General features: G+C 42.1%; 22 protein-coding genes. 1 reads left to right on the top strand and 21 read right to left on the bottom strand.

The window, feature by feature from the left end; genetic code table 11:
• Positions 1–281: 281 nt before the first annotated feature.
• The 11 genes from ACQRBH_RS04080 to ACQRBH_RS04030 all read right to left on the bottom strand — a co-directional run bounded on the left by ACQRBH_RS04080 (position 282) and on the right by ACQRBH_RS04030 (position 11424).
• Positions 282–1196 (bottom strand): CvpA family protein, encoded by a 915-nt coding sequence (locus ACQRBH_RS04080; protein WP_427742808.1) that lies wholly within the window; start codon positions 1194–1196, stop codon positions 282–284.
• Positions 1197–1205: 9 nt separating this feature from the next.
• Positions 1206–2459 carry a DUF5711 family protein gene (locus ACQRBH_RS04075; protein ID WP_427742807.1) on the bottom strand — a complete coding sequence of 418 codons (1254 nt, stop codon included), beginning with the start codon at positions 2457–2459 and terminating at the stop codon, positions 1206–1208.
• 125 nt (positions 2460–2584) lie between these two features.
• A complete protein-coding gene (locus tag ACQRBH_RS04070; RefSeq protein WP_427760956.1) occupies positions 2585–3643 on the bottom strand; it encodes a LysM peptidoglycan-binding domain-containing protein in 1059 nt (352 codons plus the stop codon).
• Between the two features lie 245 nt (positions 3644–3888).
• Complete coding sequence (locus ACQRBH_RS04065) at positions 3889–4827, bottom strand: transketolase family protein (RefSeq protein WP_427760955.1); 939 nt, start codon at positions 4825–4827, stop codon at positions 3889–3891.
• Entirely contained in the window at positions 4815–5651 is an 837-nt protein-coding gene (locus tag ACQRBH_RS04060; protein WP_427742803.1) for a transketolase, read from the bottom strand. The genes ACQRBH_RS04065 and ACQRBH_RS04060 overlap by 13 nt, the downstream gene beginning before the upstream one ends.
• A gap of 10 nt (positions 5652–5661) precedes the next feature.
• Positions 5662–6315: a fructose-6-phosphate aldolase gene (gene fsa, locus ACQRBH_RS04055; RefSeq protein ID WP_235231923.1), complete on the bottom strand. Its 654-nt coding sequence runs from the start codon at positions 6313–6315 to the stop codon at positions 5662–5664.
• Positions 6316–6559: 244 nt separating this feature from the next.
• Positions 6560–7663, bottom strand: a complete 1104-nt coding sequence (locus ACQRBH_RS04050; protein ID WP_427742802.1) for a LacI family DNA-binding transcriptional regulator — start codon at positions 7661–7663, stop codon at positions 6560–6562.
• A 104-nt stretch (positions 7664–7767) separates the two neighbouring features.
• On the bottom strand, positions 7768–8364 hold the full coding sequence (gene recR / locus ACQRBH_RS04045; RefSeq protein WP_235231925.1) for a recombination mediator RecR: 597 nt from the start codon (positions 8362–8364) through the stop codon (positions 7768–7770).
• Positions 8365–8379: 15 nt separating this feature from the next.
• Positions 8380–8733: a YbaB/EbfC family nucleoid-associated protein gene (locus tag ACQRBH_RS04040; protein ID WP_427742801.1), complete on the bottom strand. Its 354-nt coding sequence runs from the start codon at positions 8731–8733 to the stop codon at positions 8380–8382.
• Between the two features lie 12 nt (positions 8734–8745).
• The gene (dnaX, locus tag ACQRBH_RS04035) at positions 8746–10320 is read right to left on the bottom strand and encodes a DNA polymerase III subunit gamma/tau (protein ID WP_427760954.1); all 1575 of its coding nucleotides are present in this window, start codon (positions 10318–10320) and stop codon (positions 8746–8748) included.
• Positions 10321–10347: 27 nt separating this feature from the next.
• The gene (locus tag ACQRBH_RS04030; RefSeq protein ID WP_235231928.1) at positions 10348–11424 is read right to left on the bottom strand and encodes a 6-phosphofructokinase; all 1077 of its coding nucleotides are present in this window, start codon (positions 11422–11424) and stop codon (positions 10348–10350) included.
• A 163-nt stretch (positions 11425–11587) separates the two neighbouring features.
• Here ACQRBH_RS04030 and map point away from each other — a divergent pair, with 163 nt between their 5' ends.
• Positions 11588–12397, top strand: coding sequence for a type I methionyl aminopeptidase (gene map, locus ACQRBH_RS04025; protein WP_427742798.1), 810 nt, complete (start codon positions 11588–11590; stop codon positions 12395–12397).
• Between the two features lie 79 nt (positions 12398–12476).
• On the opposite strand, the gene ACQRBH_RS04020 is transcribed toward map, so the two are convergent.
• The 10 genes from ACQRBH_RS04020 to ACQRBH_RS03975 form a co-directional block, all read right to left on the bottom strand.
• The gene (locus tag ACQRBH_RS04020) at positions 12477–14567 is read right to left on the bottom strand and encodes a glycoside hydrolase family 13 protein (RefSeq protein WP_427760953.1); all 2091 of its coding nucleotides are present in this window, start codon (positions 14565–14567) and stop codon (positions 12477–12479) included.
• 35 nt (positions 14568–14602) lie between these two features.
• Positions 14603–16450, bottom strand: a complete 1848-nt coding sequence (gene ftsH, locus ACQRBH_RS04015; protein WP_427760952.1) for an ATP-dependent zinc metalloprotease FtsH — start codon at positions 16448–16450, stop codon at positions 14603–14605.
• Between the two features lie 16 nt (positions 16451–16466).
• A complete protein-coding gene (gene hpt, locus ACQRBH_RS04010) occupies positions 16467–16994 on the bottom strand; it encodes a hypoxanthine phosphoribosyltransferase (protein WP_427742793.1) in 528 nt (175 codons plus the stop codon).
• The gene (gene tilS, locus ACQRBH_RS04005) at positions 16978–18348 is read right to left on the bottom strand and encodes a tRNA lysidine(34) synthetase TilS (RefSeq protein WP_427760951.1); all 1371 of its coding nucleotides are present in this window, start codon (positions 18346–18348) and stop codon (positions 16978–16980) included. Before tilS ends, hpt begins: the two co-directional genes overlap by 17 nt.
• Before the next feature lie 73 nt (positions 18349–18421).
• The gene (locus ACQRBH_RS04000; RefSeq protein ID WP_235231935.1) at positions 18422–19825 is read right to left on the bottom strand and encodes a SpoIIE family protein phosphatase; all 1404 of its coding nucleotides are present in this window, start codon (positions 19823–19825) and stop codon (positions 18422–18424) included.
• Between the two features lie 75 nt (positions 19826–19900).
• Positions 19901–20224, bottom strand: a complete 324-nt coding sequence (locus ACQRBH_RS03995) for a septum formation initiator family protein (protein ID WP_235231936.1) — start codon at positions 20222–20224, stop codon at positions 19901–19903.
• Positions 20225–20310: 86 nt separating this feature from the next.
• On the bottom strand, positions 20311–20643 hold the full coding sequence (yabQ, locus tag ACQRBH_RS03990; protein ID WP_427760950.1) for a spore cortex biosynthesis protein YabQ: 333 nt from the start codon (positions 20641–20643) through the stop codon (positions 20311–20313).
• 4 nt (positions 20644–20647) lie between these two features.
• Positions 20648–20932, bottom strand: a complete 285-nt coding sequence (gene yabP, locus ACQRBH_RS03985; RefSeq protein WP_235231938.1) for a sporulation protein YabP — start codon at positions 20930–20932, stop codon at positions 20648–20650.
• 49 nt (positions 20933–20981) lie between these two features.
• Positions 20982–21221, bottom strand: coding sequence for an RNA-binding S4 domain-containing protein (locus ACQRBH_RS03980; protein WP_235231939.1), 240 nt, complete (start codon positions 21219–21221; stop codon positions 20982–20984).
• 149 nt (positions 21222–21370) lie between these two features.
• Positions 21371–21679, bottom strand: a complete 309-nt coding sequence (locus ACQRBH_RS03975) for an HU family DNA-binding protein (protein WP_328282588.1) — start codon at positions 21677–21679, stop codon at positions 21371–21373.
• Between the last annotated feature and the right edge of the window lie 73 nt (positions 21680–21752).

Raw genomic sequence — 21752 nt, 5'->3', positions numbered from 1 at the left:
TGTTGTCTCATTCGCGACAGCCATATTAATATACCATATGTTTTCTCGCTTGTCAACAACTTTTTTAATTTGTTTTTGTCGTCCATTCTCAAGTGTTTCCAACACCTAAGCGACAACTTTTATAGGATATCATGTCTCCAAATCTTTGTCAACACTTTTTTGATATCTTTTTTGGATTTTTTCATTTCTGAAGTCTTTCCGTATAAAAATCCACCACGTTTTCGCGATGGATTTTTATAATATCATTTTTTATTCTTAACGTCAAGTAGTTTCTTTATTTTTTAATGAAATATTGTCGCCAGCTTCATAATCGGATTATATTCATATAACATTGTAAGAAATTGGTTTTCCTGAATCATCTGAAATAACTCTTTTCCAACAGTTGTTGTATACATTAAAGTAATTATAATATATAACGTCCACACAATGACCATTGCTCCAACCATTCCTATAACTCCTCCCGCAAGCCGATTAACAATTCCAACACCCGGAAGAGAAGAGACAATATCCAGCGCAAATACAATTGCACGCAATATGATAGAGATTAAGACAAAAGTAATCAAAAACGCTACTATATTAATAATCAACTTAGCCAGATAACTACCTACATACTGTGCAAATGTTTCTACGCCAAGTTGTTGGTAAATCTCACTATTATTATTAACCGTCAAAAGACTCTTGAACACATTTGGAAGATCTGCCTGTTGTATGGCTTGCGTCTGCATTTCCCTCGGTATCTCTGCCCCTTCTATCGCCTGCTCAGCAGTCTGCTGTCCCGAATCGAGACCATCCAATACATTTCCGGATATTCCGTATTGAGCAAGATCTTCTTTGCTTATATTTCCATTTACAATATCTTCTATAGTAATACCATACTGCGACAATAGATCTTCCCCGACTCCTGCTGCTTCTAATACTTTTCTGACACTTTCTTCCGATAGGCCTCCCGGCTCCTCTCCAGAAACCTGAGAAACCGCCGCATTTGCCATTATGCTGATTACCTGATTCTTAATCACATCATCCATAGGTGTATACTTTTCAATCGTCTTCGCCACATATGGCGTTGCAAAAAACACCAGTACGAGCGTAACAATTGTTGTCGCAAGAGATACTGCTATTTTAATCGCACCTCTACAAATCCCAACAATTATACTGACCAAGAAAATTACACCAACTGTTATCAATAACCAATTCATAAGTTCTCCTTATTTCACAAGACGGATTTTTTTCATTCCATCTGTGCTCATCAAAATGTACTTATTAACACCTGCAACCGGGAAAATCTCCAATATATTATCATCCATTTCCCCATCAAACTTCTGTATGCCACTTCTCATAAATATACTACATTTTTTACCATCATACAGGATCACTTGTCCGCCGCAGATTTTTGCATTTGCATAATCACCCGTAAAATCTTCCGACAAAACCACCTTCCCATGGGAATTATAAAGGCGAAGCTCATAGCCCTCTTTTCCTTCATTTTTAAGGACCATACCAATATATTTGTCACTGTGGAACAAGCTTTTTATCTCTTTTTCAATCGTAATCTTAGTCTCTTCTTCCGGGACCTCGCTACCTTGATATATGGACAGGCAATTATCCCCAACCGCCACTGAAGTAGAACTATTGAGGAAAAATCCCGAAGCCATGATAGTATCTTCATATTCCTTCGTTGTTACCTGGTGATCGGCATCTTCCTCGCCTGCCTCACCAAAATTATAGTAAATTACTTTTGAAGTAATCTTTCCATCCTGCGTATAGAGATACAGAACCTGCATTACTTCTCCATTTGCCGACAAAGCCACATCAAGCGGATAGCCGGTTCCAGCCAAAGAAGTTTTATGCTCTACCAGCACATTTCCCGCTGTATCGTAACACATTATTTTTGCCGAAGATTCATTCTTTAATATCGCACTAACGATACCTTGCTCAGATACGCTTATTTTCTCAATCGGCATCGTGGTATGGATTTCTCCTTTTATACCATCTTTCTGGAATACAAGAATATCATTTCCACCTTTATCAGCTACTGCTGCCGCTTTCTCTCCCACATCAACAAATGGATTTTTTATCTGGTAGGATTGATTCCATTGTTCTTCGCCATTTTGATCAAGATAGGAGATTCCATCGCGGCTATATTTTAACACTCCCTCTGAAAACTGTATGTAGCTGTTATTGGATGTGCCGCTGTTCTGATATGAGTCTATGGTTCTTGCCTGATTGTATGTCTGAAGATTCACAAGAAGATAAATGCCAACCACTGCCACAAGTACTACTGCCACACAAATAATTCTCTTGCGCCACTGCTCTTTTTTATGCTGTTTGACCTGCTCATTTAGCTCTTCTTGTGGAGTATCTTCATTATTTAATTCTTGTATTATATCTTTTACAATCTTGTCTGTTGGATCTTCCTGTTCTCTGACAACATGAAGGTTTTTATTTCTCCGTTGTATCATCTGTCTCCCCTTCATCCGTTCTTCCGCAGAGCGGTGGTTCTTACCCTATCGAACTTCTTCGCTTCTTACGCCGCGCTCACTTCACACGACTTTGTACTTTCGTGAACATTGTAACACATTTCCGGTTAGGGGAGTAGTAGTTTTTGTCCGATGTAAATGAGATTGCCATCGGATAACCCGTTCATTTTACAGATTGCTGTTACATGAGAGGCATCTCCGTATAGTTTTACGCTGATGCTATCCAGAGTATCACCCTTTTTTACAACGTAATAATCATCTTCACTTAATTCCTCTTGTATTGTGGAAGTCTCTGGTACAGTACCCTGAGCAGCCACTTCATCTGCACTCTCTGTACTACCGCCTGTTTCAACTACCGTTTCCTCACTTACGGTTTTGCTCTGACTTCCCGCTTGATCAACAGATTGCGACAGAGATTCCAGCGAACTTTGAACTGCCTCCATTTTATCAAAGTTATTAACCGTTGACACCCCAATCGCAAGCACTACTACCACCAACAGCACGCTGGTTGCATAGACCAATCTCGAATTCTGCCGTTGTTCTTTATCTTCCATTTTCGTTCTTACGGCACTACGAAAATCCTTTGCAGCTCGATCCTCAACCATTTCACTGGGTGTCACGCCATTCTTTTTACGCGTCGCAATCATATAATTTTGCATGGAAGGATTTTTTTCATAATATATATAATGTCCTCCCATCTGCATCAGTTCACCATATTTATGAGCATAATATAACTCCTCATTATCTCTGGCATCTTTCCAAATAAATATGGTATTTTCTCCCGAAAATGTTTTCGTGTGTATCTTTGAAATTTCCCGAATTTGTCCCATAGGATGGCCGCTCTCAATAAGCCCCCATCCAACGATCTGACTAAATGCAAAATACTTTTTCCGCTCTTCTTCCATCTCTTTCAGCGTCTCTTCTTTAATAACAATCTCCGTACTAGTTACTTCAATCTCTTTCATTTGCATAGCGCCAGAAATATAAACCACATCCTGCCCCTCTTGATTCAGCATTTCACCAATCAGCATGATACCCATCGGTTCCTCAGATGCCTGTTGCTGTAGCTGAGTCAAATAGATATCCACATAATCTTCTACGTATATTTTAGGCTCATCACTTACGTTTCCTATCTGCCTTACATTTTTGGGAAATTGTCTTTCCATATACTCTCACCTCATCTTGAATATTTTTGCTAATGATAGCATACAAAATCTGCATATTTTATCAATTGGTGGGACCTGTCCCAAAAACTTTCCGCCATATTACGACCGGGTACAGGGTATTTACCAAAAAGGTACAGGGCATTTGTCAATTGGGGACGTAGTATTTTGTAAAAATACTACGTCCCCAATTGACAAAAAAAGAAAACACACCCACAGGATGTGTCTTCTTCTTTCAGGAAATGTTTTTATACAAACGCTTTTACTTTTTCGTAAATGCTATTTGCATCTAATCCGTATTTTTTAATCAGTTCCACTGCCGGTCCTGATTCGCCATATACATCATTAATACCGATTTTCATAACTTTTGCAGGAGCTTTTTCTGCAACTACGTCGCAAACTGCGCTTCCCAATCCACCAATGATTGAATGTTCTTCTACTGTTACGATCTTTCCAGTCTTAGATGCCGCTGCGATAACTGCTTCTTCATCCAATGGTTTGATGGTGTGCATGTTGATTACTTCTGCGCTGATTCCATCCTCTGCCAGTTTTTCTGCTGCTGCCAGTGACTCAGACACTGGAAGACCAGATGCGATAATCGTAACATCGGTACCTTCACGCAGGGTAATTGCTTTTCCGAGTTCAAATTTATAGTCTTCGTTATCATTGATCACAGGGACCGCAAGTCTTCCAAAGCGAAGATATACTGGGCCCTCATGTTCATAAGCTGCTTTTACTGCCGCTTTTGCTTCTACATCATCAGAAGGATTGATAACAACCATTCCCGGAATAGTTCTCATCAGGGCAATATCTTCATTACACTGGTGTGTTGCTCCATCTTCTCCTACAGAGATTCCAGCGTGTGATGCACCGATTTTCACATTTAATTTCGGATAACCAACAGAGTTACGAACCTGCTCATAAGCGCGTCCTGCTGCGAACATTGCAAATGAACTTGCAAATGGTACTTTTCCGGTTGTTGCGATTCCTGCAGCGACACCGATCATATTGCATTCTGCAATACCACAGTCGATATGACGCTCTGGAAAAGCTTTTTTGAATGTTCCTGTCTTTGTTGCTGCTGCCAGGTCGGCATCCAAAACAACAACATCTTCGTGTTCTTTTCCTAACTCAGCTAAAGCATTACCGTAGCTTTCTCTTGTTGCGATTTTCTTTACTTCTGACATAATGCTTCACCTACTTTCTCTAAGTCTGCCATTGCAACTGCATACTGCTCATCATTTGGAGCGGTTCCGTGCCAGGACACCTGATTTTCCATAAAGGAAACTCCTTTTCCTTTCAATGTCTTTGCGATAATCGCTGTCGGCTGCCCCTTAGTTTCTCTTGCTTCTTTAAATGCAGCATCAATCTCATCAAAATCATTTCCATTAATATTAATTACGTGGAAATTAAACGCCTCAAATTTCTTGTCGATTGGGTACGGAGAGTTGACCTCATCAATCGGGCCATCAATCTGCAGATTATTATTATCTACAATTACTACCAGGTTGTCCAACTTTCTGAAGCCCGCAAGCATAGACGCTTCCCACACCTGACCTTCCTGAATCTCTCCATCTCCAAGCAGCGTGTATACACGATAAGCATCTCCAGATAATTTTGCGGAAATTGCCATACCTACAGCCGCTGAGATTCCTTGTCCCAGAGAACCACTTGACATATCCACACCAGGAATGTGCTTCATGTCAGGATGTCCCTGAAGGTAAGAACCTACTTTACGCAAAGTGGTAAGATCTTCTACTGGGAAGAAACCTCTGTGTGCCAAGGTAGAATAATATCCCGGTGCAGTGTGGCCTTTAGACAGTACAAAACGGTCGCGGTCAGCTTTTTCCGGATCCTTCGGATCGATATTCATTTCTTCAAAAAACAGATAGGTATAGATATCTGCAGCAGATAAGGAGCCGCCTGGATGTCCTGATTTTGCACTGTGTACAGCCGTCACAATACCCTTGCGAACCTCATTTGCTGTCTTCATTAACTCCAACTTATTCATGAGCTGCCTCCTACTCTCCAAATACTGCTTTATAATCTGCCTGGAATTTTGCAATTCCTGCATCTGTTAATGGATGTTTTGTCATCTGCTCAATTACAGAATACGGAACTGTTGCAATATCAGCACCAGCCAATGCGCAGTCTGTTACATGCATTGGATGACGTACACTTGCTGCGATGATCTCAGTCTTAATTCCAGCAACACGGAAGATCTCTGCGATCTCTGCAATCAAGTCTGTACCTCTTACAGAGATATCATCCAGACGTCCTAAGAAAGGAGATACATATGTTGCACCTGCTCTTGCTGCCAGAAGTGCCTGATTTGCTGTGAAGATCAATGTCACATTTGTCTTGATTCCTTCAGCTGTCAGCTGTTTGCAAGCTTTCAGTCCTTCTACAGTCATAGGAATCTTAACAACCATATTTGGGTGAATCTTTGCAATCTCTCTTCCTTCTGCGATCATTCCCTCTGCATCAACAGTGGTTGCTTTTACTTCTCCACTGATTGGACCATCTACGATAGAAGCGATCTCAGCGATAACTTCCTCAAATACTCTTCCTTCTTTTGCTATCAAAGATGGATTCGTAGTTACACCACAAATTACTCCCATGTCATTTGCTTTCTTAATATCCTCTACCTTCGCTGTGTCAATGAAAAATTTCATTTCGCTTTTCCTCCTTATAAATCCGCTATTTACTTCATGATTGGATTATAACTTACACCATGAAGATTGGTCAATAGCGCTTATTTATTATTAATAATTTTATTTATTAATAATTTTATTTTATCAATTATTTCATTCTGTTTTTTCTTTTGTTTTTTTAATAAACAGCTTTTCATTCTCGCACTTTCAGCATTTTTTCATGATACATTTTTAAAAATTATTAATAATATTTTTTCAAAATGAATTAATTTTTCTTTTTTCTTTTCTCTTTTGCATAAGATGTTGTTCCCCGTATGATCAACTGTGGTTCATACTCTACATGGTATGTGCTGATCGGCTCAATCTCTGAATATCTCGTATCATGGGATGCGATTTTCTTCATAATAATATCGCAGGCATCTCTGCCCTTAAAAATGACAAAATGTTCAATCGTCGTAAGATCCACTTTATGCATTCGGGCAAACAAAGTATTATCGCAGCCCATAACGGACATATCTGACGGAACTTTTATCTTCGCTTCATGAAGCGCATCCAGAATTCCAAATGCAATCATATCGTTCAGTCCAACAATCGCGGTAATCTCCCGATTTTCCTGTAAAAGCTCTTTTGTCAGATCATAGCCAATCTTATATTCCGAATCAATGAGAGCAACATCAAGGTCTATCTCTTCTTTCGCAGCCTTAATAATTACATTTTCCCGCAAACCGGCCTTTTCATACTCTTTCAAAAAGCCTTCTACACGTTTGGAACGTTGTTTTTGGCGCGCAGTCAAAGGCGGTGCAATATATGCCACATTGCGATGCCCCAGTTCCAGAAGGTGACGGGCCATAATTCTTCCAAGCTTAGAATTATCCAATTCCACCGCATCTACATTCATTTTTTCATTCTGATTATTAATAATCGCCACTGGAATCTTCTGAGACAACTCCTTTACCAGATCCATAAAACAATGGCTCGGATTACAAGTATAGATAATTCCCAGGGGACGCAGCTCCCACATCATCTTCAGATATCGTTCTTCCATCTTCAGATCACGCTGCGTATTGCATACAAACAGACCAAATCCCTGCTCCTTAGCACGGGATTCAATCCCCTGAAGCAACATAACATAATACGGATTGGTCAGATTCGAACAGAATACCACCAATAATTTTTCCTTTTTTGTGCCCTTTTTCTTCTTGCGCTTCGGCGGAACATATCCCAATTCTCTGGCCGCACGTTCCACTTTTTCCACCGTTTCCTTGGAAAACGATACATTGTACTTTTTATTTAAGACCATCGAAACCGTAGACTGGGATACCCCTGCCGCCTCAGCTATATCCATAGATGTAATTTTCTTCTTTTTCATCCTCACTCACCTCATTTGGGGACAGGGTAAATCTAATTGGGGACAGGGATATTTTAATTTGGGACGGAGGAAAACGAAAAAACCCCCGTCCCAAATTACACAAATTACAATTGTGTTCTTCCTTCCAATGCCCGAAGCAGGGTTACTTCATCTATATATTCCAGATCTCCTCCCACTGGGACACCGCTGGCAATCCGGCTGACTTTAATTCCGGTCGGCTTTATCAGCTTGCTAAGGTACATTGCAGTGGTCTCACCTTCCAAACTTGAATTAGTGGCGATAATCACTTCTTCTACATCTCCCTGCAGTCGTTCCATAAGCTCTTTCAGCTTAATGTCGTCCGGTCCGATCCCGAGCATGGGCGAGATCGCACCGTGAAGCACATGATACACACCATCGTACTTGCCGGTTTTTTCGTATGCTGCCAGATCTCTGGTATTTTCCACGACCATAATTGTCTTGTGATCTCGATTGCTATTACTGCAGATCGGACACATTTCCTGATCCGTCAGAGTATAACATTCTGAACAATATCGGATGTTCTCTCTTGCCTCGACCATGGTAGATGCCAGCCTTTTTACATCTTCTAAAGGCATATGAACCAAGTGAAAAGCCAGCCTTGCCGCTGACTTTGATCCTATGCCCGGAAGGCATGACAATTCTTCAATTAATTTGCTCATCTGGTTACTGTAGTAATCCATATTCTGCACTCCCCGTTAGAATAATCCCGGCATCTGACCGCCCATGCCGCCAGTAAACTTAGACATTGCGGATGCCGACTCAGCATCTACTTTATCCATGGCTTCATTTACCGCTGCAACGATCAGATCTTCTAACATCTCTACATCATCCGGATCAACCACTTCTTCAGCTAACTTTACTTTCAATACTTTCTTCGCGCCGGAGACCGTCACTTCCACAGCTCCGCCGCCCGCGGTTGCACTGAATTCTTTTGTCTCCATCTCTTTTGCCTGTTCTTCCATCTGGCGCTGCATCTTTTGTGCCTGTTTCATCAGATTAGCCATATTTCCCGGCATCCCGCCTCCTGGAAATCCACCTCTTTTTGCCATATTCATATCCTCCTACTCATCTTCTATTGTTATATCCATGTGGATCAGATTTTCAATATCAACAAAATGATCCTCAAACTTGCGTCCTTCTTCTAATTGTCGGACTTCTACTTCCATTCGCTTCCCAATCTTTTCTTCAATCAACCCTTCAATCTCTGCCTTATGTTCTGCTGCAGCGACAAAGCTTGCACTGACTTCATCCGGGAGCACAATAAGCAGACGGTTACCTTCTCCTGCGCTAAGTCTTGCTTTTTTAAGATAAGTTCTAAGCAGCGGAGAGGCATCATTTGCAATCACACGAAAATCTTTCACCACTGCTTTCACATCTTCATTCAGCGCCTTGGGAATCTCCGGTTTTGGCTGTTGCGATGTCTGCTGCGCCTGCTCTCCGTTTACATAGACAACTCTTTCCTTTACTTTGGCTTCCGGCAGACCCTCTTCTAACTGTTTTTCGATTGCCCGGATACGATCCAGAAGAGCATCTGGATTCCGATCCATCTCTGGTTTGCACAACTTAATCAATGTCACTTCCAGAAGAACTCTTTTTTGGCTTGCGTATTTCAACTGATTGGTAAGATCTGAGAAGATTCTAATATAACGGATCAGTGTCTCATTGTCAATCATCTGCGCCTCTTCTTTTAGCTGAACCAGATTCTCTGTGGACACATCCAGTACGTCCTCCATATTATCAGAACTTTTTACCAGCAGCAAGTTTCTGAGATACCAGGTAAAATCTGCTGCAAGCTGAGACAGTTCACGGCCTTGCATGACCAATTCATCTACCGTTTCAATCACTTTATGCACATCCATGACCAGAAGTTCCCGAAGAAGCCGGCTAAACACTTCTGTATCTACAGCCCCCAGGACTTCCAGCACATGGTCATAGGTCAGTTTTTCTCCAATATAAAAAGCAACACATTGATCCAGAAGACTAAGCGAATCTCGCATGGATCCATCTGCCATCTTAGCAATATAGCGAACCGCCTTTTCTTCTACATCCCACTGTTCTTTATCAATTAATTCCCGAAGCCTTGCGGAAATAGTTTCGATAGAAATTCTTTTAAAATCATACCGTTGGCATCGGCTCAAAATCGTGATCGGAATTTTATGCGCTTCTGTAGTCGCCAGGATAAAGATAACATACTCCGGCGGTTCCTCCAAAGTTTTCAGCAACGCATTGAACGCTCCAATAGAGAGCATATGAACCTCATCTATAATATATACTTTGTAGCGCCCTTCCGTCGGACGATATGACACTTCCTCACGGATTTCACGGATATTATCCACACCGTTGTTAGATGCCGCATCAATCTCGATGACATTCATAGAAGCTCCAGACGCAATCGCTTTACACATGGCACACTCACCGCAAGGACTTCCGTCAATTGGATGTTCACAATTAACTGCTTTGGCAAATATCTTTGCCACCGTTGTTTTTCCGGTTCCCCGCGTTCCACAGAACAGATATGCATGTCCTATACGGTCTGCCATGATCTGATTTTTTAATGTCTTTACAATTGCATCCTGCCCCTTTACATCCTCAAACTCATCCGGACGAAATTTTCGATATAATGCCGTATATGACATTCTCTACACTCCCCGCTTCTTACGTCTTTATTTTGTACCGAAACTGATGCCCGTCATCTCTGCTTCCTTGATAATGCTGGAATTCGGATCAACATATTTCAGTTTACCGGCAACTTCTGCTAATGGAACACGTACAATTTCATTTTTCTTCACGCCCATCATACAGCCATAATTTCCTTCCAGAATTGCCTCTGCCGCTGCTGCACCAAGTCTCGTTGCAAGCACACGGTCATACGGGCACGGAGAACCACCGCGCTGTGTATGGCCCGGAACAGTAATACGAACTTCCTGATCTGTCTTCTTCTGAATTCTCTCAGCCACTTCATATGCAACAGAAGGATATTTCTTCTTTGCTACCTTCTCCTTCATCTCTTTTTTGGATAGCTTGGCATCTTCTTTTGAAATTGCACCTTCAGCAACAGCGATAATCGTAAATCTCTTTCCTGCTGCTTTTCTCTTATTAATAGCATCCACCACCACATCAATATCATATGGAATCTCAGGAAGCAGAATAATATCTGCACCACCTGCAATTCCTGCATGGAGTGTTACCCATCCGACTTTATGTCCCATGATCTCAACAATAAATACGCGGCTGTGTGATGTCGCAGTCGTGTGAATCTTATCAATCGTATCCGTAGCAATATCTACCGCACTCTGGAAACCAAACGTCATATCCGTTCCCCACAGATCGTTGTCAATCGTCTTTGGAAGTGTAATGACATTCAATCCTTCTTCGCGAAGCATATTCGCTGTCTTATGTGTTCCATTACCGCCAAGTACCACGAGACAATCCAGATTCAGTTTGTGATAAGTATGTTTCATTGCTTCAACCTTGTCCAAACCGTTCTCGTCTGGTACTCTCATCAATTTAAACGGCTGTCTGGAAGTCCCAAGAATTGTTCCTCCAACCGTCAGAATTCCTGAGAAATCCCTGGAAGTCAGCATCTTAAAATTAGAATAAATCAATCCCTTATAGCCTTCTTGAAATCCATAGATCTCAACATCGTCTCTCTTTGAACAGATTCCTTTTACAACGCCACGCATAGCTGCATTTAAAGCCTGGCAGTCTCCTCCACTTGTAAGCATTCCTATTCTTAACATACGCCTGCTCCTTTCACACTCAAACTTATTACACTTTAGTTTATCACAGAGTATGATGCAATTACAAGGAGAGGACGGGGGTTTTTGAAAAAACCCCATCCCCTCTTGACAAAGGATGCTATAATTATAAGTAAAGTATTTTGCAAAGAAAGTAGGTAATATTGTGGATAAACTGGATATAAAATTATGGTCTCTGGCCGCCAAGGGACAGATTGTTCCTGACCGTTCTCTTTTAAAGACTCCGGCGCAGATCGAAGCAATCAGAAAGAGCGCCGATTTGAACACAGCGGTCCTGGATCATGTGGCTGCCCATATTCACGAGGGCATGAGTACAGCAGAAATTGACAGACTGGTTTATGATTTCACAACGGAGCATGGCGGAATCCCAGCACCGCTTAATTATGAAGGTTTCCCAAAGAGCGTATGTACCTCTATTAACAATGTCATCTGCCACGGGATTCCATCCGAAGATGAGATTTTGAGAAACGGGGATATCATCAATGTGGATGTATCTACTATTCTGAACGGTTATTTTTCAGATGCTTCCCGCATGTTTACTATCGGAGATGTATCTCCTGAGGCAGCGAAGCTGGTACAGGTAACGAAGGAATGCGTGGAACTCGGCCTCAAAGAAGCGAAACCTTGGGGACACCTGGGGGATATTGCTTACGCAATTAACTCTCACGCACAAAAGAATGGCTACTCTGTTGTCGAAGAAATTGGAGGCCACGGCATTGGCCTTGCTTTCCACGAGGACCCTTTTGTCAGCTATGTAACTCCTAAGGGAAGTGAAATGGTTCTGGTTCCAGGCATGATGTTCACCATCGAACCAATGATCAACGAAGGCAGCCCTGATTTCTTCATCGACGAAGAGAATGGCTGGACCGTCTATACTATGGATGATAGCCTGTCTGCCCAGATTGAATACATGGTACTGATTACAGAAGATGGTGTAGAAGTACTGACGAAATAATCATTACTATCCAGAATCTGCCATCGAAAAAAGAAAAAGGAAGGGACTGTTTATTTCCCGACAGTCCCTTTCTTTTCTTCTATAAACTCTTTTCATTACTCTCATTCTGATTTGGGCAAGTCTGCTTATCCATGTCTCTCATACTAAGTACAAGCGCCGAATGCGCACCCATATTGACTACCACTTCGCCATCTTCTACGAGGAATTCATCATAGGTCGTCGAATATCCGTCCAGATAAGAATACATCAACTTCTTCATTCTGCACTTCATCGGAATCTCCGCCTGCCATACCGGCACAGTTACCTGCGCAAGCTCACTGCGGTTATTGATAATAACGATGACCTTGTCTTCTTCCAGAAAACGGCCATATGCCAGAATATTTTCATCCCAATACAGCATATTCAGGGAACCAGTCCTAAGAGCCGGATGTTCTTTGTGAATCCGAATCATCTCTCGATGGAATGCGATCAGCTCCTTATCTTCATGACCCCATGGGTAAGTGCGCCGATTATCAGGATCTGTAAATCCACATACGCCAGCTTCGTCTCCATAATAAACAGTTGGCGCTCCGACCCAGGTCATCTGCATCACAACAGCTTCGCGCATCACTCCAAGATTTACATAATTATTGGCAGCCTTCGGCCCAAGATGTTCGACTCTCCCAACCATGTGATTCGTACGGGTCAGAAATCTGGAATGGTCGTGATTCGACAATTCATTCATCGCAACCTGGAGAGAAGGCGTCAACATATTGGACATATGATGGGAAATGGATGCCACAAAGTTATCTGCATTGCCCAACAGTTCTTCCCGCGATTCATCGCTATGCTTCTCCATACCCGTCAAAAACCAGGTCACCGGCTCCATAAACGCATCATAGTTCATGACCGTATCCCACTCATCTCCCCGGAGCCATTCACTTGGGTCGCCATAATGCTCCGCAAGAATCAACGCATTTGGATTGGCATTTTTGACGGCTCTGCGGAATTTTTTCCAGAAACGATGATTATAATCATTGCTTCTTCCAAGATCCGCCGCCACATCCAGACGCCATCCGTCTACATTATACGGTGGGGATACCCATTTTCTTCCAATATACAGAATATAGTTTTCTAATTTAACAGAATCTTCGTAATTTAACTTAGGGAGGGTATCATGGCCCCACCAGCCATCATAATTATAATTATACGGCCAATTCTCCGGTTCCTCTTTGAAGAATCGGAAATAGCTCCGGAATGGACTATCCGACGAAGTATACGCACCAGGTTCATAATCTTCCTGTCCTTCATAGATTCTCTCTCGATCCATCCACTTATTAAAAGAGCCACAATGATTAAAAACGCCGTCAAGAATAATCTTCATTCCCCTCCGGTGAAGTTCTTCCACTAATTTGATGAATAGTTGATTACTGGCTTCCAGATTTTTAATATCCGTTACTCTTTTCTGATATTTTGTCGCCTTTTTATTCTCTGTCGCACCATCCGTCAGGACTTCTCCACCATCTTCCACGATCACACCATAATGTGGATCAATATAGTCATAATCCTGAATATCATATTTATGATTCGACGGTGATACAAATAACGGATTAAAATATAGTACTTCTACTCCGAGTTCCTGCAGATAATCCAACTTATCGATCACTCCCTGCAGGTCTCCCCCATAGAATTCCCGTACCCCCATATTGGCCGGATACTTATCCCAGTCAGTTACCTTCTGGCTGTATCCGCCTATATAATAATATTCGTTCGTCTCTACATCATTGGTCTTATCGCCATTATAAAAACGATCCGTAAAAATCTGGTACATCACTGCACCTTTTGCCCAGTCCGGTGTTGAAAATCCCGGCACAATGACAAAATCATAAAATTCTACAATCTCTTTTGCAACTCCACATCTATTATAATAACAGGTCGTATCATCATCCCTGATTTCAAAGCAATAACGGAAAGGTTCTTCATTCAGGCGCCATTTGATCATATAATAATCAAACTCGCCACTGGTACTCTCTTTTTCCATATCATATCCACCGACCGCCGTCATCAGACGCACCCGCACCTTATCATCCTTCGCCGTACGAAAACGTAAAATTACGGTCTCATTTTCCTGCGGTTCCTGTGGAATCACATAGCTTGCAGTCCCATCGCAAAACAACGCTTGTTTTTTCATGCAATCCATTTCCTCTCTCATTCATCATTTTTGTATTATGCTTCTGATACTTCTCCAGTAAATAATGATTCAAATTCTTCTCTTGAGATTTTTTCTTTTTCTAACAACAAGTTTGCACATGCGTGGAGAACATCATCGTATTTGTGGATGATATGTCTGGCTCTTGCATAACATTCATCAATAATACGTTTTACTTCCTGATCGATCACTGTTGCCACACCTTCTCCATATCCACGGGATGTATGGGCAAGATCTCTTCCTATAAACACTTCATCACTGTCATCATCATAATTAATCAATCCAACAGCCTCAGACATACCGAACTTGGTAACCATAGACTTTGCAAGTCCAGTCGCCTGTTTGATATCCTGAGAAGCTCCTGTCGTGATATCATCAAACACTTCTTCTTCTGCTACTCGACCACCCAATGCTACCGTGATATCCTGAAGCATCTTTCCTTTGGTGTTAAACATCTCATCATTTTCCGGCAGCGGCATTGTATAGCCACCTGCGCTTCCTGTCGGAATGATCGATACACTATAGACCGGTCCAACATCCGGAAGCACATGGAACAAAATTGCATGACCGGCTTCATGGAACGCAGTAATTCTCTTCTCTTTATCAGAGATGACACGGCTTTTCTTCTCCGCACCGATTCCAACTTTGACAAATGCTTTCTGAATATCTTCCTGCTTCAGATATATCCGATCACTCTTAGCCGCCAGGATTGCCGCTTCATTCAGAAGGTTCTCAAGATCTGCCCCCGTGAAACCTGCCGTCGTCTGTGCAATCTGCTTCAGATCAATCTCTTCACTCAATGGCTTGCCCTTGGCATGAACCTTCAGGATCTCTTCTCGGCCTTTGATATCCGGTCTTCCTACCATAACCTTACGGTCAAAACGTCCCGGACGAAGAATTGCCGGGTCAAGAATATCAACACGGTTGGTCGCAGCCATTACAATGATGCCCTCATTCACACCAAAGCCATCCATCTCTACCAGCAGCTGATTTAATGTCTGTTCCCTCTCATCATGGCCTCCGCCCATACCAGTTCCACGGCGTCTTGCCACAGCATCGATCTCATCGATAAATATGATACATGGCGCGTTTTTCTTTGCCTCTTCAAACAGATCCCTCACTCGGGAAGCACCTACTCCGACAAACATTTCCACAAAATCCGAACCAGATATTGTAAAGAATGGTACTCCTGCCTCTCCGGCGACCGCTTTGGCAAGCAATGTTTTTCCAGTTCCCGGAGGGCCGACAAGCAGTACTCCTTTTGGAATTCTTGCTCCTACCTGAATATACTTTTTCGGAGCCTTCAGGAAATCTACAATCTCCTCCAGTTCTTCTTTCTCTTCTTTCAGACCTGCCACCTGCGCAAATGTAATCTTTTTGTCGTTGCCAGTGCTAAGCTTCGCACGACTCTTTCCAAAATTCATCGCTTTGGCATTAGCTCCGCCGCCCTGGCGATTCATAAGCGAAAAGATCAGCACAATACCTAAAAGTGTTACCAAAAGCGGCACTAAAGTCGTACCTATCCAACTGTCCTGCGGTACATCCGGCATGGCATAATCAATCTGCTTCTCTTTCAGATAATCCTGAATATCATTCACATCTGACACATACAGCCACTTCACTTCGCCTTCTTCGTCTCCGTGACTCTTCATCTGTATCTCTACTCTTCCAGTCGGAACATTCTTATTCTGTGTAATCGTAACAGATTCTACATCCTCACTTACAACCAGGCGTTCAAACTGTTTCCAGGATATCTCTTTTTCTTTCTGATCAACTTGATTGGTGAACCAGAATGCCGCAAATAAAAATACGACAAACATCAGAACAGTCGCACCGCTCAGTCCTCTCGTCCTTTTATCGTTCAATGTTTAAAGCCCCTTTCTACTCCACTCCTTCTACAACTCCGATGTAAGGCAGGTTTCTATATTTCTGTGCATAATCCAGACCATATCCTACGACAAATTCATCCGGGATCTCAAATCCCACATAATCTACCTTTACATCTCTGACTCTGCGGTCAGGTTTATCAAGAAGTGTACACAATCTCATACTTTTTGGATTTCTCTTTTTCAGAATGTCCAGAAGATAATACAGCGTTCTTCCTGAATCAATGATATCCTCTACTACAAGCACATCTTTACCTTCCAATGATTCATCCAGATCTTTCGCGATCTTTACGACACCGCTGGATGAAGTGCCATCGCCATAACTACTGACACTCATAAAATCCATGGATACTGGCACACTGATTCGTTTTGCCAGTTCACACATGAAGAATACTCCGCCTTTGAGCACGCAGATTAAATGCACCTGCTTACCTGCGTAATCTTCACTGATTTTTTTACCTAATTCTTCGATTCGTTTTGCTACTTCCGCTTCTGGGACCAACACTTTAATGCTCTCTGCCATCTTTTTTTCCTCCATGAAAATGAATTTCCATAATTCTTCTGGTATGTTCAGTTACCTGATATTTCTGATTCTGTCGATACCCGACGATCCACATAATCTCCGATCCGTCAGCTACAAGCCACACTTGATCTCTTTCTTCCCGGGGTATCTTTTCATTCACAAAATACTGCTTTAACTTCTGAGTGCCTCCGTTTTTATCAATCGTGAGATAATCTCCGGGCGCTCTATGCCTTATTTTTACAGTATTTTTTATTATATCATAGTCAAACCATTTCGTGTAGGTTTTTTTCGGAAATATTACTATATCCGACTGTCGTTCAAAGATTCGAAACGTTGCCGGTTCTTCCGCCGATATATCCTCTATCGTATCCACATCTGTAGTCTTTAACAGAACGATCCCTTCATAGCATCGTCTGGCCTGCATGTGGTAGGGAAGATCTACTCTTCGTCCCACCTGCTTTTCGATAAGCTCCATCACCGCCCGGACATGCGCAGATTCTATATCCTTTCGTCTTCCTGCAATCTGACACAGCATCTCATGAATCATATACGCTTGCAGCGCCTCGGGAGCTTTCCCGTAAGCCTCTGCATTCAATATTGCCTGATTGCCGTGCACATATCGGATACATTGCCGTGCGTGCCGCCTGGTCTCCTGCTCTACGAATTCACCCAGCTTACGCATCTGTTCCATCGTATCTGCCATATGTTCTACCGTCTGCTGATTAATCTGCTCTTCCATATAGGGGATCACATGACTTCGAATACGATTGCGCGTATAATCGCCTTCCAGATTCGTCTCATCCGTACAATAAGATATTCCCCGTTCTGCAAGATATGATTCAATTTCTTTTCTCTTCAGACATAAAAGTGGCCGCACATATACTCCATCTACCGGCGCAATTCCTCCCATTCCTTTCAGTCCACATCCACGACACAGATTCCAGATCAGTGTCTCTGCATTATCATTCTGATGATGGGCAAGTGCAATCTTCGTTCCGCCACTCTCTTCTAATACCTGTCCAAACCGCATTCGGCGGATATTTCTCCCGGCCTCTTCCAATGTCAGCTTATTCTCCTTAGCATACTTCTTCACATCTTCCCGGAAAATCCGAAGGTCTACCCCCTGTTCCCGGCAGACTTTCTGAACATAATCCGCATCCGCATCCGCGGTCCCTTCCCGAAGGCCATGATGAACATGCACAGCCACAATAGAAAATCCCAATTCCTTCTGTAATTCTATAAGCATGAAAAGAAGGCATATGGAATCTGCTCCTCCCGATACGCCTATCACCACTTTATCCTCTTTTTCCAGCATGTGATATCTATGAATATACTCTTTGACCCGCTGATACATCTGTCTATCCTTCTTTAGTCTGCTAATGAATATCTTTAATATATAGAATTTTACTATAAAAAGCAAGTTTTCCTTATAATTTCCACATCCCCACTGCGAGCACCGTCATATCGTCCATCGGCACCTCTCCCGTCCATTCCAGTACCTGCCCCAGAATATGGTGAGCCAGTTCTTTCGGATTCACAATATCGGAATCCTGTATAAAGGTACACATCAACGCTTCCTGCTCTCCCACCGGCAGGGCATCGATTACTCCATCTGTTACCATAATCACATAATCTCCCGACGTCAGCTCTTTTGTCTCCACATCAATCTCCAACTCCTGTAAGACACCGACTGGAAGTGTTGTGGAACTAATCTTCTCAACAGAATCTTTCCGCTTGATAAATGTTGTAGAAGCCCCTGCTTTTACAAATTCACAGGTGCCGCTATAGAGATCGAACAGGCATGCATCCACAGTTGAAAACCTCACTTCTTCCCTTCCAATGACCAATGCTGTATTCATCAGCTGAATTGCCGTTCTGACCGGGAACCCTGCTTCTAAGAGTTCCTCCAGCATCTCAACAACCATCGCACTCTCACGAAACGCTTCTTCTCCTGAGCCCATACCGTCTGACAATACAATTCCCTTTTTTCCGCCCGGAAGATCTTTCATCAAAAAGGTATCACCAGAGATCTTCTCACATCCTTTGCCAATCTTTGCCACACCCTGAAGCGTGTGATATCTGGCGCTTTCAACGCAGGCAATGGTAGAATATTCCTCTCCCACCACCGGACGTTCTCCCTGTCTGGGCATCATTACCCTCCCCATCAGATCTCCAACCAGAGCCGCCAATTCTTTTGTGGCAATGATGTGCCCTTTTGCCGCTTTTACTGTAAGATGAATCTCATACTTTCCTTGCGGCGTGATATAGAACACCGAAGACAACATCTTTGCACCAGCTTTCTTCAAATGGGTTTTCAATCGCTTTTCCAGATGTTCATCTTCAAATATTCCTGCATCAAGTTCTCGGGTAGTATATTGGATCATCTTGGCAAAATACTTCAGCTGCCTGGCGAATCCTTCCCGATTCTGTACGATCTTATGGTTCCACAGCAGAATTTTTTTTGCATTCTCAAATACTTCCAGAGTCTCCCGCAAAAACCGCGGTGCCATAATGCATCGCTTCTGCAGACTTCTTTTCAATTCAATATTCAGCTCTGCTCCATATTCCTCAACCGCACACAATATCTCATATACCATCTGATAGGTATGCACTCGGTTTTCTCCCAGACACCACTCCTTCCTCTCACAGTTCTCGCATACTTTATCCGTAACCTTTTGAAACATTTCTTCAATCTCTTCTTTCGAAAATGTCCCCTTATAATCTTCTAAAGTAAGAAATGTCTTCGACAAATGCATCAATGAATCCGCAAACTTGTCCATCTGGATCACATATGGATTCAAAAAAGGTTCTTTTTCTTTTATTTCCGTCATTCTTTGCTCCCCTTTCAACGGTAAAAAATAAAAAAGCTCTAGGAATTTTGTCTCCTAAAGCTTATCTTCTGTTCATTATTTTGCTTTGAAAATGATCTCATTTTCATGTACAAGACCCAGCTTCTCTTTTGCCACATCTTCTACATATTCATCCGTACCCACGTACTCTTCAAGATCTTCGATTTCTTTCGAACGCGCCTTCTCTTCCTTAATCTGTTCTTCCAGTTCCTGCTCCTGTGCCTGATAGGACTGATCCTTAGCCCTTAATGTCATGCTATTGACGGATATCACCGCAAACAATAGAAAAACAACGGCACATACTGCAAAAACGCTCCTTTTATGGCGCTGCATACTTTTCTTAGTCCGTCTTCTGCGACGTCTTTGCTTCATACCACTCATAATTATTACTCACCCTTACGCCGACACCCCTGCCGGCAATACTCGCCCGATTAATAATAATATATTAACTTTTTTTGTTTTTTTTATCAAGCTTTTGACTGAAATTCTTTTTTCTTATAAACGTAGATTTTTTTGTGCATCTTTTCCAAACAATTCAAAAAAAACGTCATAAAAACCGCCCCAACCACAACACCTAGTACAAAATACCATCGTATGCTACCATCACTTGTGTGGTAAATCTGCACAAACAAATATATAGCTGCTCCTGTCCAGAAGACTAGATCTTCAGCTTCTACTGCATATCGTCTATGCTTTACAATCCGACGAAAGCAGCTGATACACCGATAGGTAAGACGCACAATGGCACCAGAAAAAACTGCTGCCAGAAATATCATCATCTCTTCTTCAATTCCCGGCATGGCATCACCGGAATAGTTTTGAGAATAGATTTTCCTGATGTTTTCCGTAGCCTTGCACTTCAGAATAAGCGACACTGTCGATATTCCCCGACAGATCCACTTCTCCCTTCTCAAGGCTTAAGCGATTCACATGCAGATCACTGCCTTTTACCATCAACATCCCTTGTTCCGTCTCCAATAATATTTCATTTAAATCAAAGGATAGTACATCAATAACTCCTGTCACCAGACTGGTTTTTCGATTATTGATCACCAGTTTGTGATTTTTTTGTACCGTTCTTTCTTCCATGTGCCTCACAACCTTTCTTAATTATCTTATGAAAGGTTGTTTCTATTTATTACAAATACCGGAACAAGTCTTTCGCTTCTTCTTTCTTCGTAGTCTCCTGGATATCCAGAACTTCCACTTTGACCGTTTTCATTCCAAACTGAATCTCAATGATGTCTCCTGGTTTTACTTTCACCGAAGCTTTTGCCACGTTGCCATTGACCAGCACACGACCCGCATCACACGCCTCATTAGCCACCGTTCTTCTCTTAATCAAACGGGATACTTTTAAAAATTTGTCTAATCTCATATTCTCTCCTTCTCCGTATTCCTTCACTTTTCGTATCAGCTCAAAAACCTGATGAAAACAGATTTTCTTATAGAGTAATAAAGGGTATCTCTCAAGCCTTTTACGGCTTTTGAGATACCCTTAATCTTATTCCATATCAGCTCACCGAATTATTCGTTAACAGCGTCCTTTAATGCTTTACCAGCTTTGAATTTTGGTGCTTTGCAAGCATCAATCTTCATTGTCTTACCAGTCTGTGGATTTCTTCCTTCTCTTGCTGCTCTCTTGCTAACTTCGAAAGTTCCGAATCCTACCAACTGAACTTTATGCTCTTTCTTTAATTCTTCTGTTACAACATCGATAAATGCTTTTAATGCTTTCTCAGAATCCTTCTTTGATAATTCTGCCTGGTCAGCGATTGCTGCTACTAATTCTGTTTTGTTCATGGATGATTTCCTCCTCTTGTTTACATATAGAATCCCTTATTTATTTAATTCTACTAATTTAACGCGACTTTCATAACAATTTAAATGAAACGCCTTTAGTTACAGT

Source organism: Bariatricus sp. SGI.161, assembly GCF_050313695.1.
Taxonomy (GTDB): Bacteria; Bacillota; Clostridia; order Lachnospirales; family Lachnospiraceae; genus JAFBIX01.
The sequence above is the reverse complement of the archived record's forward strand: the minus strand, read 5'-3'. Positions and strand labels throughout refer to the sequence as shown.

What these genes read in the sequence shown, in the direction of transcription:
- ACQRBH_RS04080 (WP_427742808.1), bottom strand. Translation starts at nt 1,196, where the DNA reads ATGAATTGGTTATTGATAACAGTTGGTGTAATTTTCTTGGTCAGTATA.
- ACQRBH_RS04075 (WP_427742807.1), bottom strand. Translation starts at nt 2,459, where the DNA reads ATGATACAACGGAGAAATAAAAACCTTCATGTTGTCAGAGAACAGGAA.
- ACQRBH_RS04070 (WP_427760956.1), bottom strand. Translation starts at nt 3,643, where the DNA reads ATGGAAAGACAATTTCCCAAAAATGTAAGGCAGATAGGAAACGTAAGT.
- ACQRBH_RS04065 (WP_427760955.1), bottom strand. Translation starts at nt 4,827, where the DNA reads ATGTCAGAAGTAAAGAAAATCGCAACAAGAGAAAGCTACGGTAATGCT.
- ACQRBH_RS04060 (WP_427742803.1), bottom strand. Translation starts at nt 5,651, where the DNA reads ATGAATAAGTTGGAGTTAATGAAGACAGCAAATGAGGTTCGCAAGGGT.
- fsa (WP_235231923.1), bottom strand. Translation starts at nt 6,315, where the DNA reads ATGAAATTTTTCATTGACACAGCGAAGGTAGAGGATATTAAGAAAGCA.
- ACQRBH_RS04050 (WP_427742802.1), bottom strand. Translation starts at nt 7,663, where the DNA reads ATGAAAAAGAAGAAAATTACATCTATGGATATAGCTGAGGCGGCAGGG.
- recR (WP_235231925.1), bottom strand. Translation starts at nt 8,364, where the DNA reads ATGGATTACTACAGTAACCAGATGAGCAAATTAATTGAAGAATTGTCA.
- ACQRBH_RS04040 (WP_427742801.1), bottom strand. Translation starts at nt 8,733, where the DNA reads ATGGCAAAAAGAGGTGGATTTCCAGGAGGCGGGATGCCGGGAAATATG.
- dnaX (WP_427760954.1), bottom strand. Translation starts at nt 10,320, where the DNA reads ATGTCATATACGGCATTATATCGAAAATTTCGTCCGGATGAGTTTGAG.
- ACQRBH_RS04030 (WP_235231928.1), bottom strand. Translation starts at nt 11,424, where the DNA reads ATGTTAAGAATAGGAATGCTTACAAGTGGAGGAGACTGCCAGGCTTTA.
- ACQRBH_RS04020 (WP_427760953.1), bottom strand. Translation starts at nt 14,567, where the DNA reads ATGAAAAAACAAGCGTTGTTTTGCGATGGGACTGCAAGCTATGTGATT.
- hpt (WP_427742793.1), bottom strand. Translation starts at nt 16,994, where the DNA reads ATGGCAGAGAGCATTAAAGTGTTGGTCCCAGAAGCGGAAGTAGCAAAA.
- tilS (WP_427760951.1), bottom strand. Translation starts at nt 18,348, where the DNA reads ATGTATCAGCGGGTCAAAGAGTATATTCATAGATATCACATGCTGGAA.
- ACQRBH_RS04000 (WP_235231935.1), bottom strand. Translation starts at nt 19,825, where the DNA reads ATGACGGAAATAAAAGAAAAAGAACCTTTTTTGAATCCATATGTGATC.
- ACQRBH_RS03995 (WP_235231936.1), bottom strand. Translation starts at nt 20,224, where the DNA reads ATGAGTGGTATGAAGCAAAGACGTCGCAGAAGACGGACTAAGAAAAGT.
- yabQ (WP_427760950.1), bottom strand. Translation starts at nt 20,643, where the DNA reads ATGCCGGGAATTGAAGAAGAGATGATGATATTTCTGGCAGCAGTTTTT.
- yabP (WP_235231938.1), bottom strand. Translation starts at nt 20,932, where the DNA reads ATGGAAGAAAGAACGGTACAAAAAAATCACAAACTGGTGATCAATAAT.
- ACQRBH_RS03980 (WP_235231939.1), bottom strand. Translation starts at nt 21,221, where the DNA reads ATGAGATTAGACAAATTTTTAAAAGTATCCCGTTTGATTAAGAGAAGA.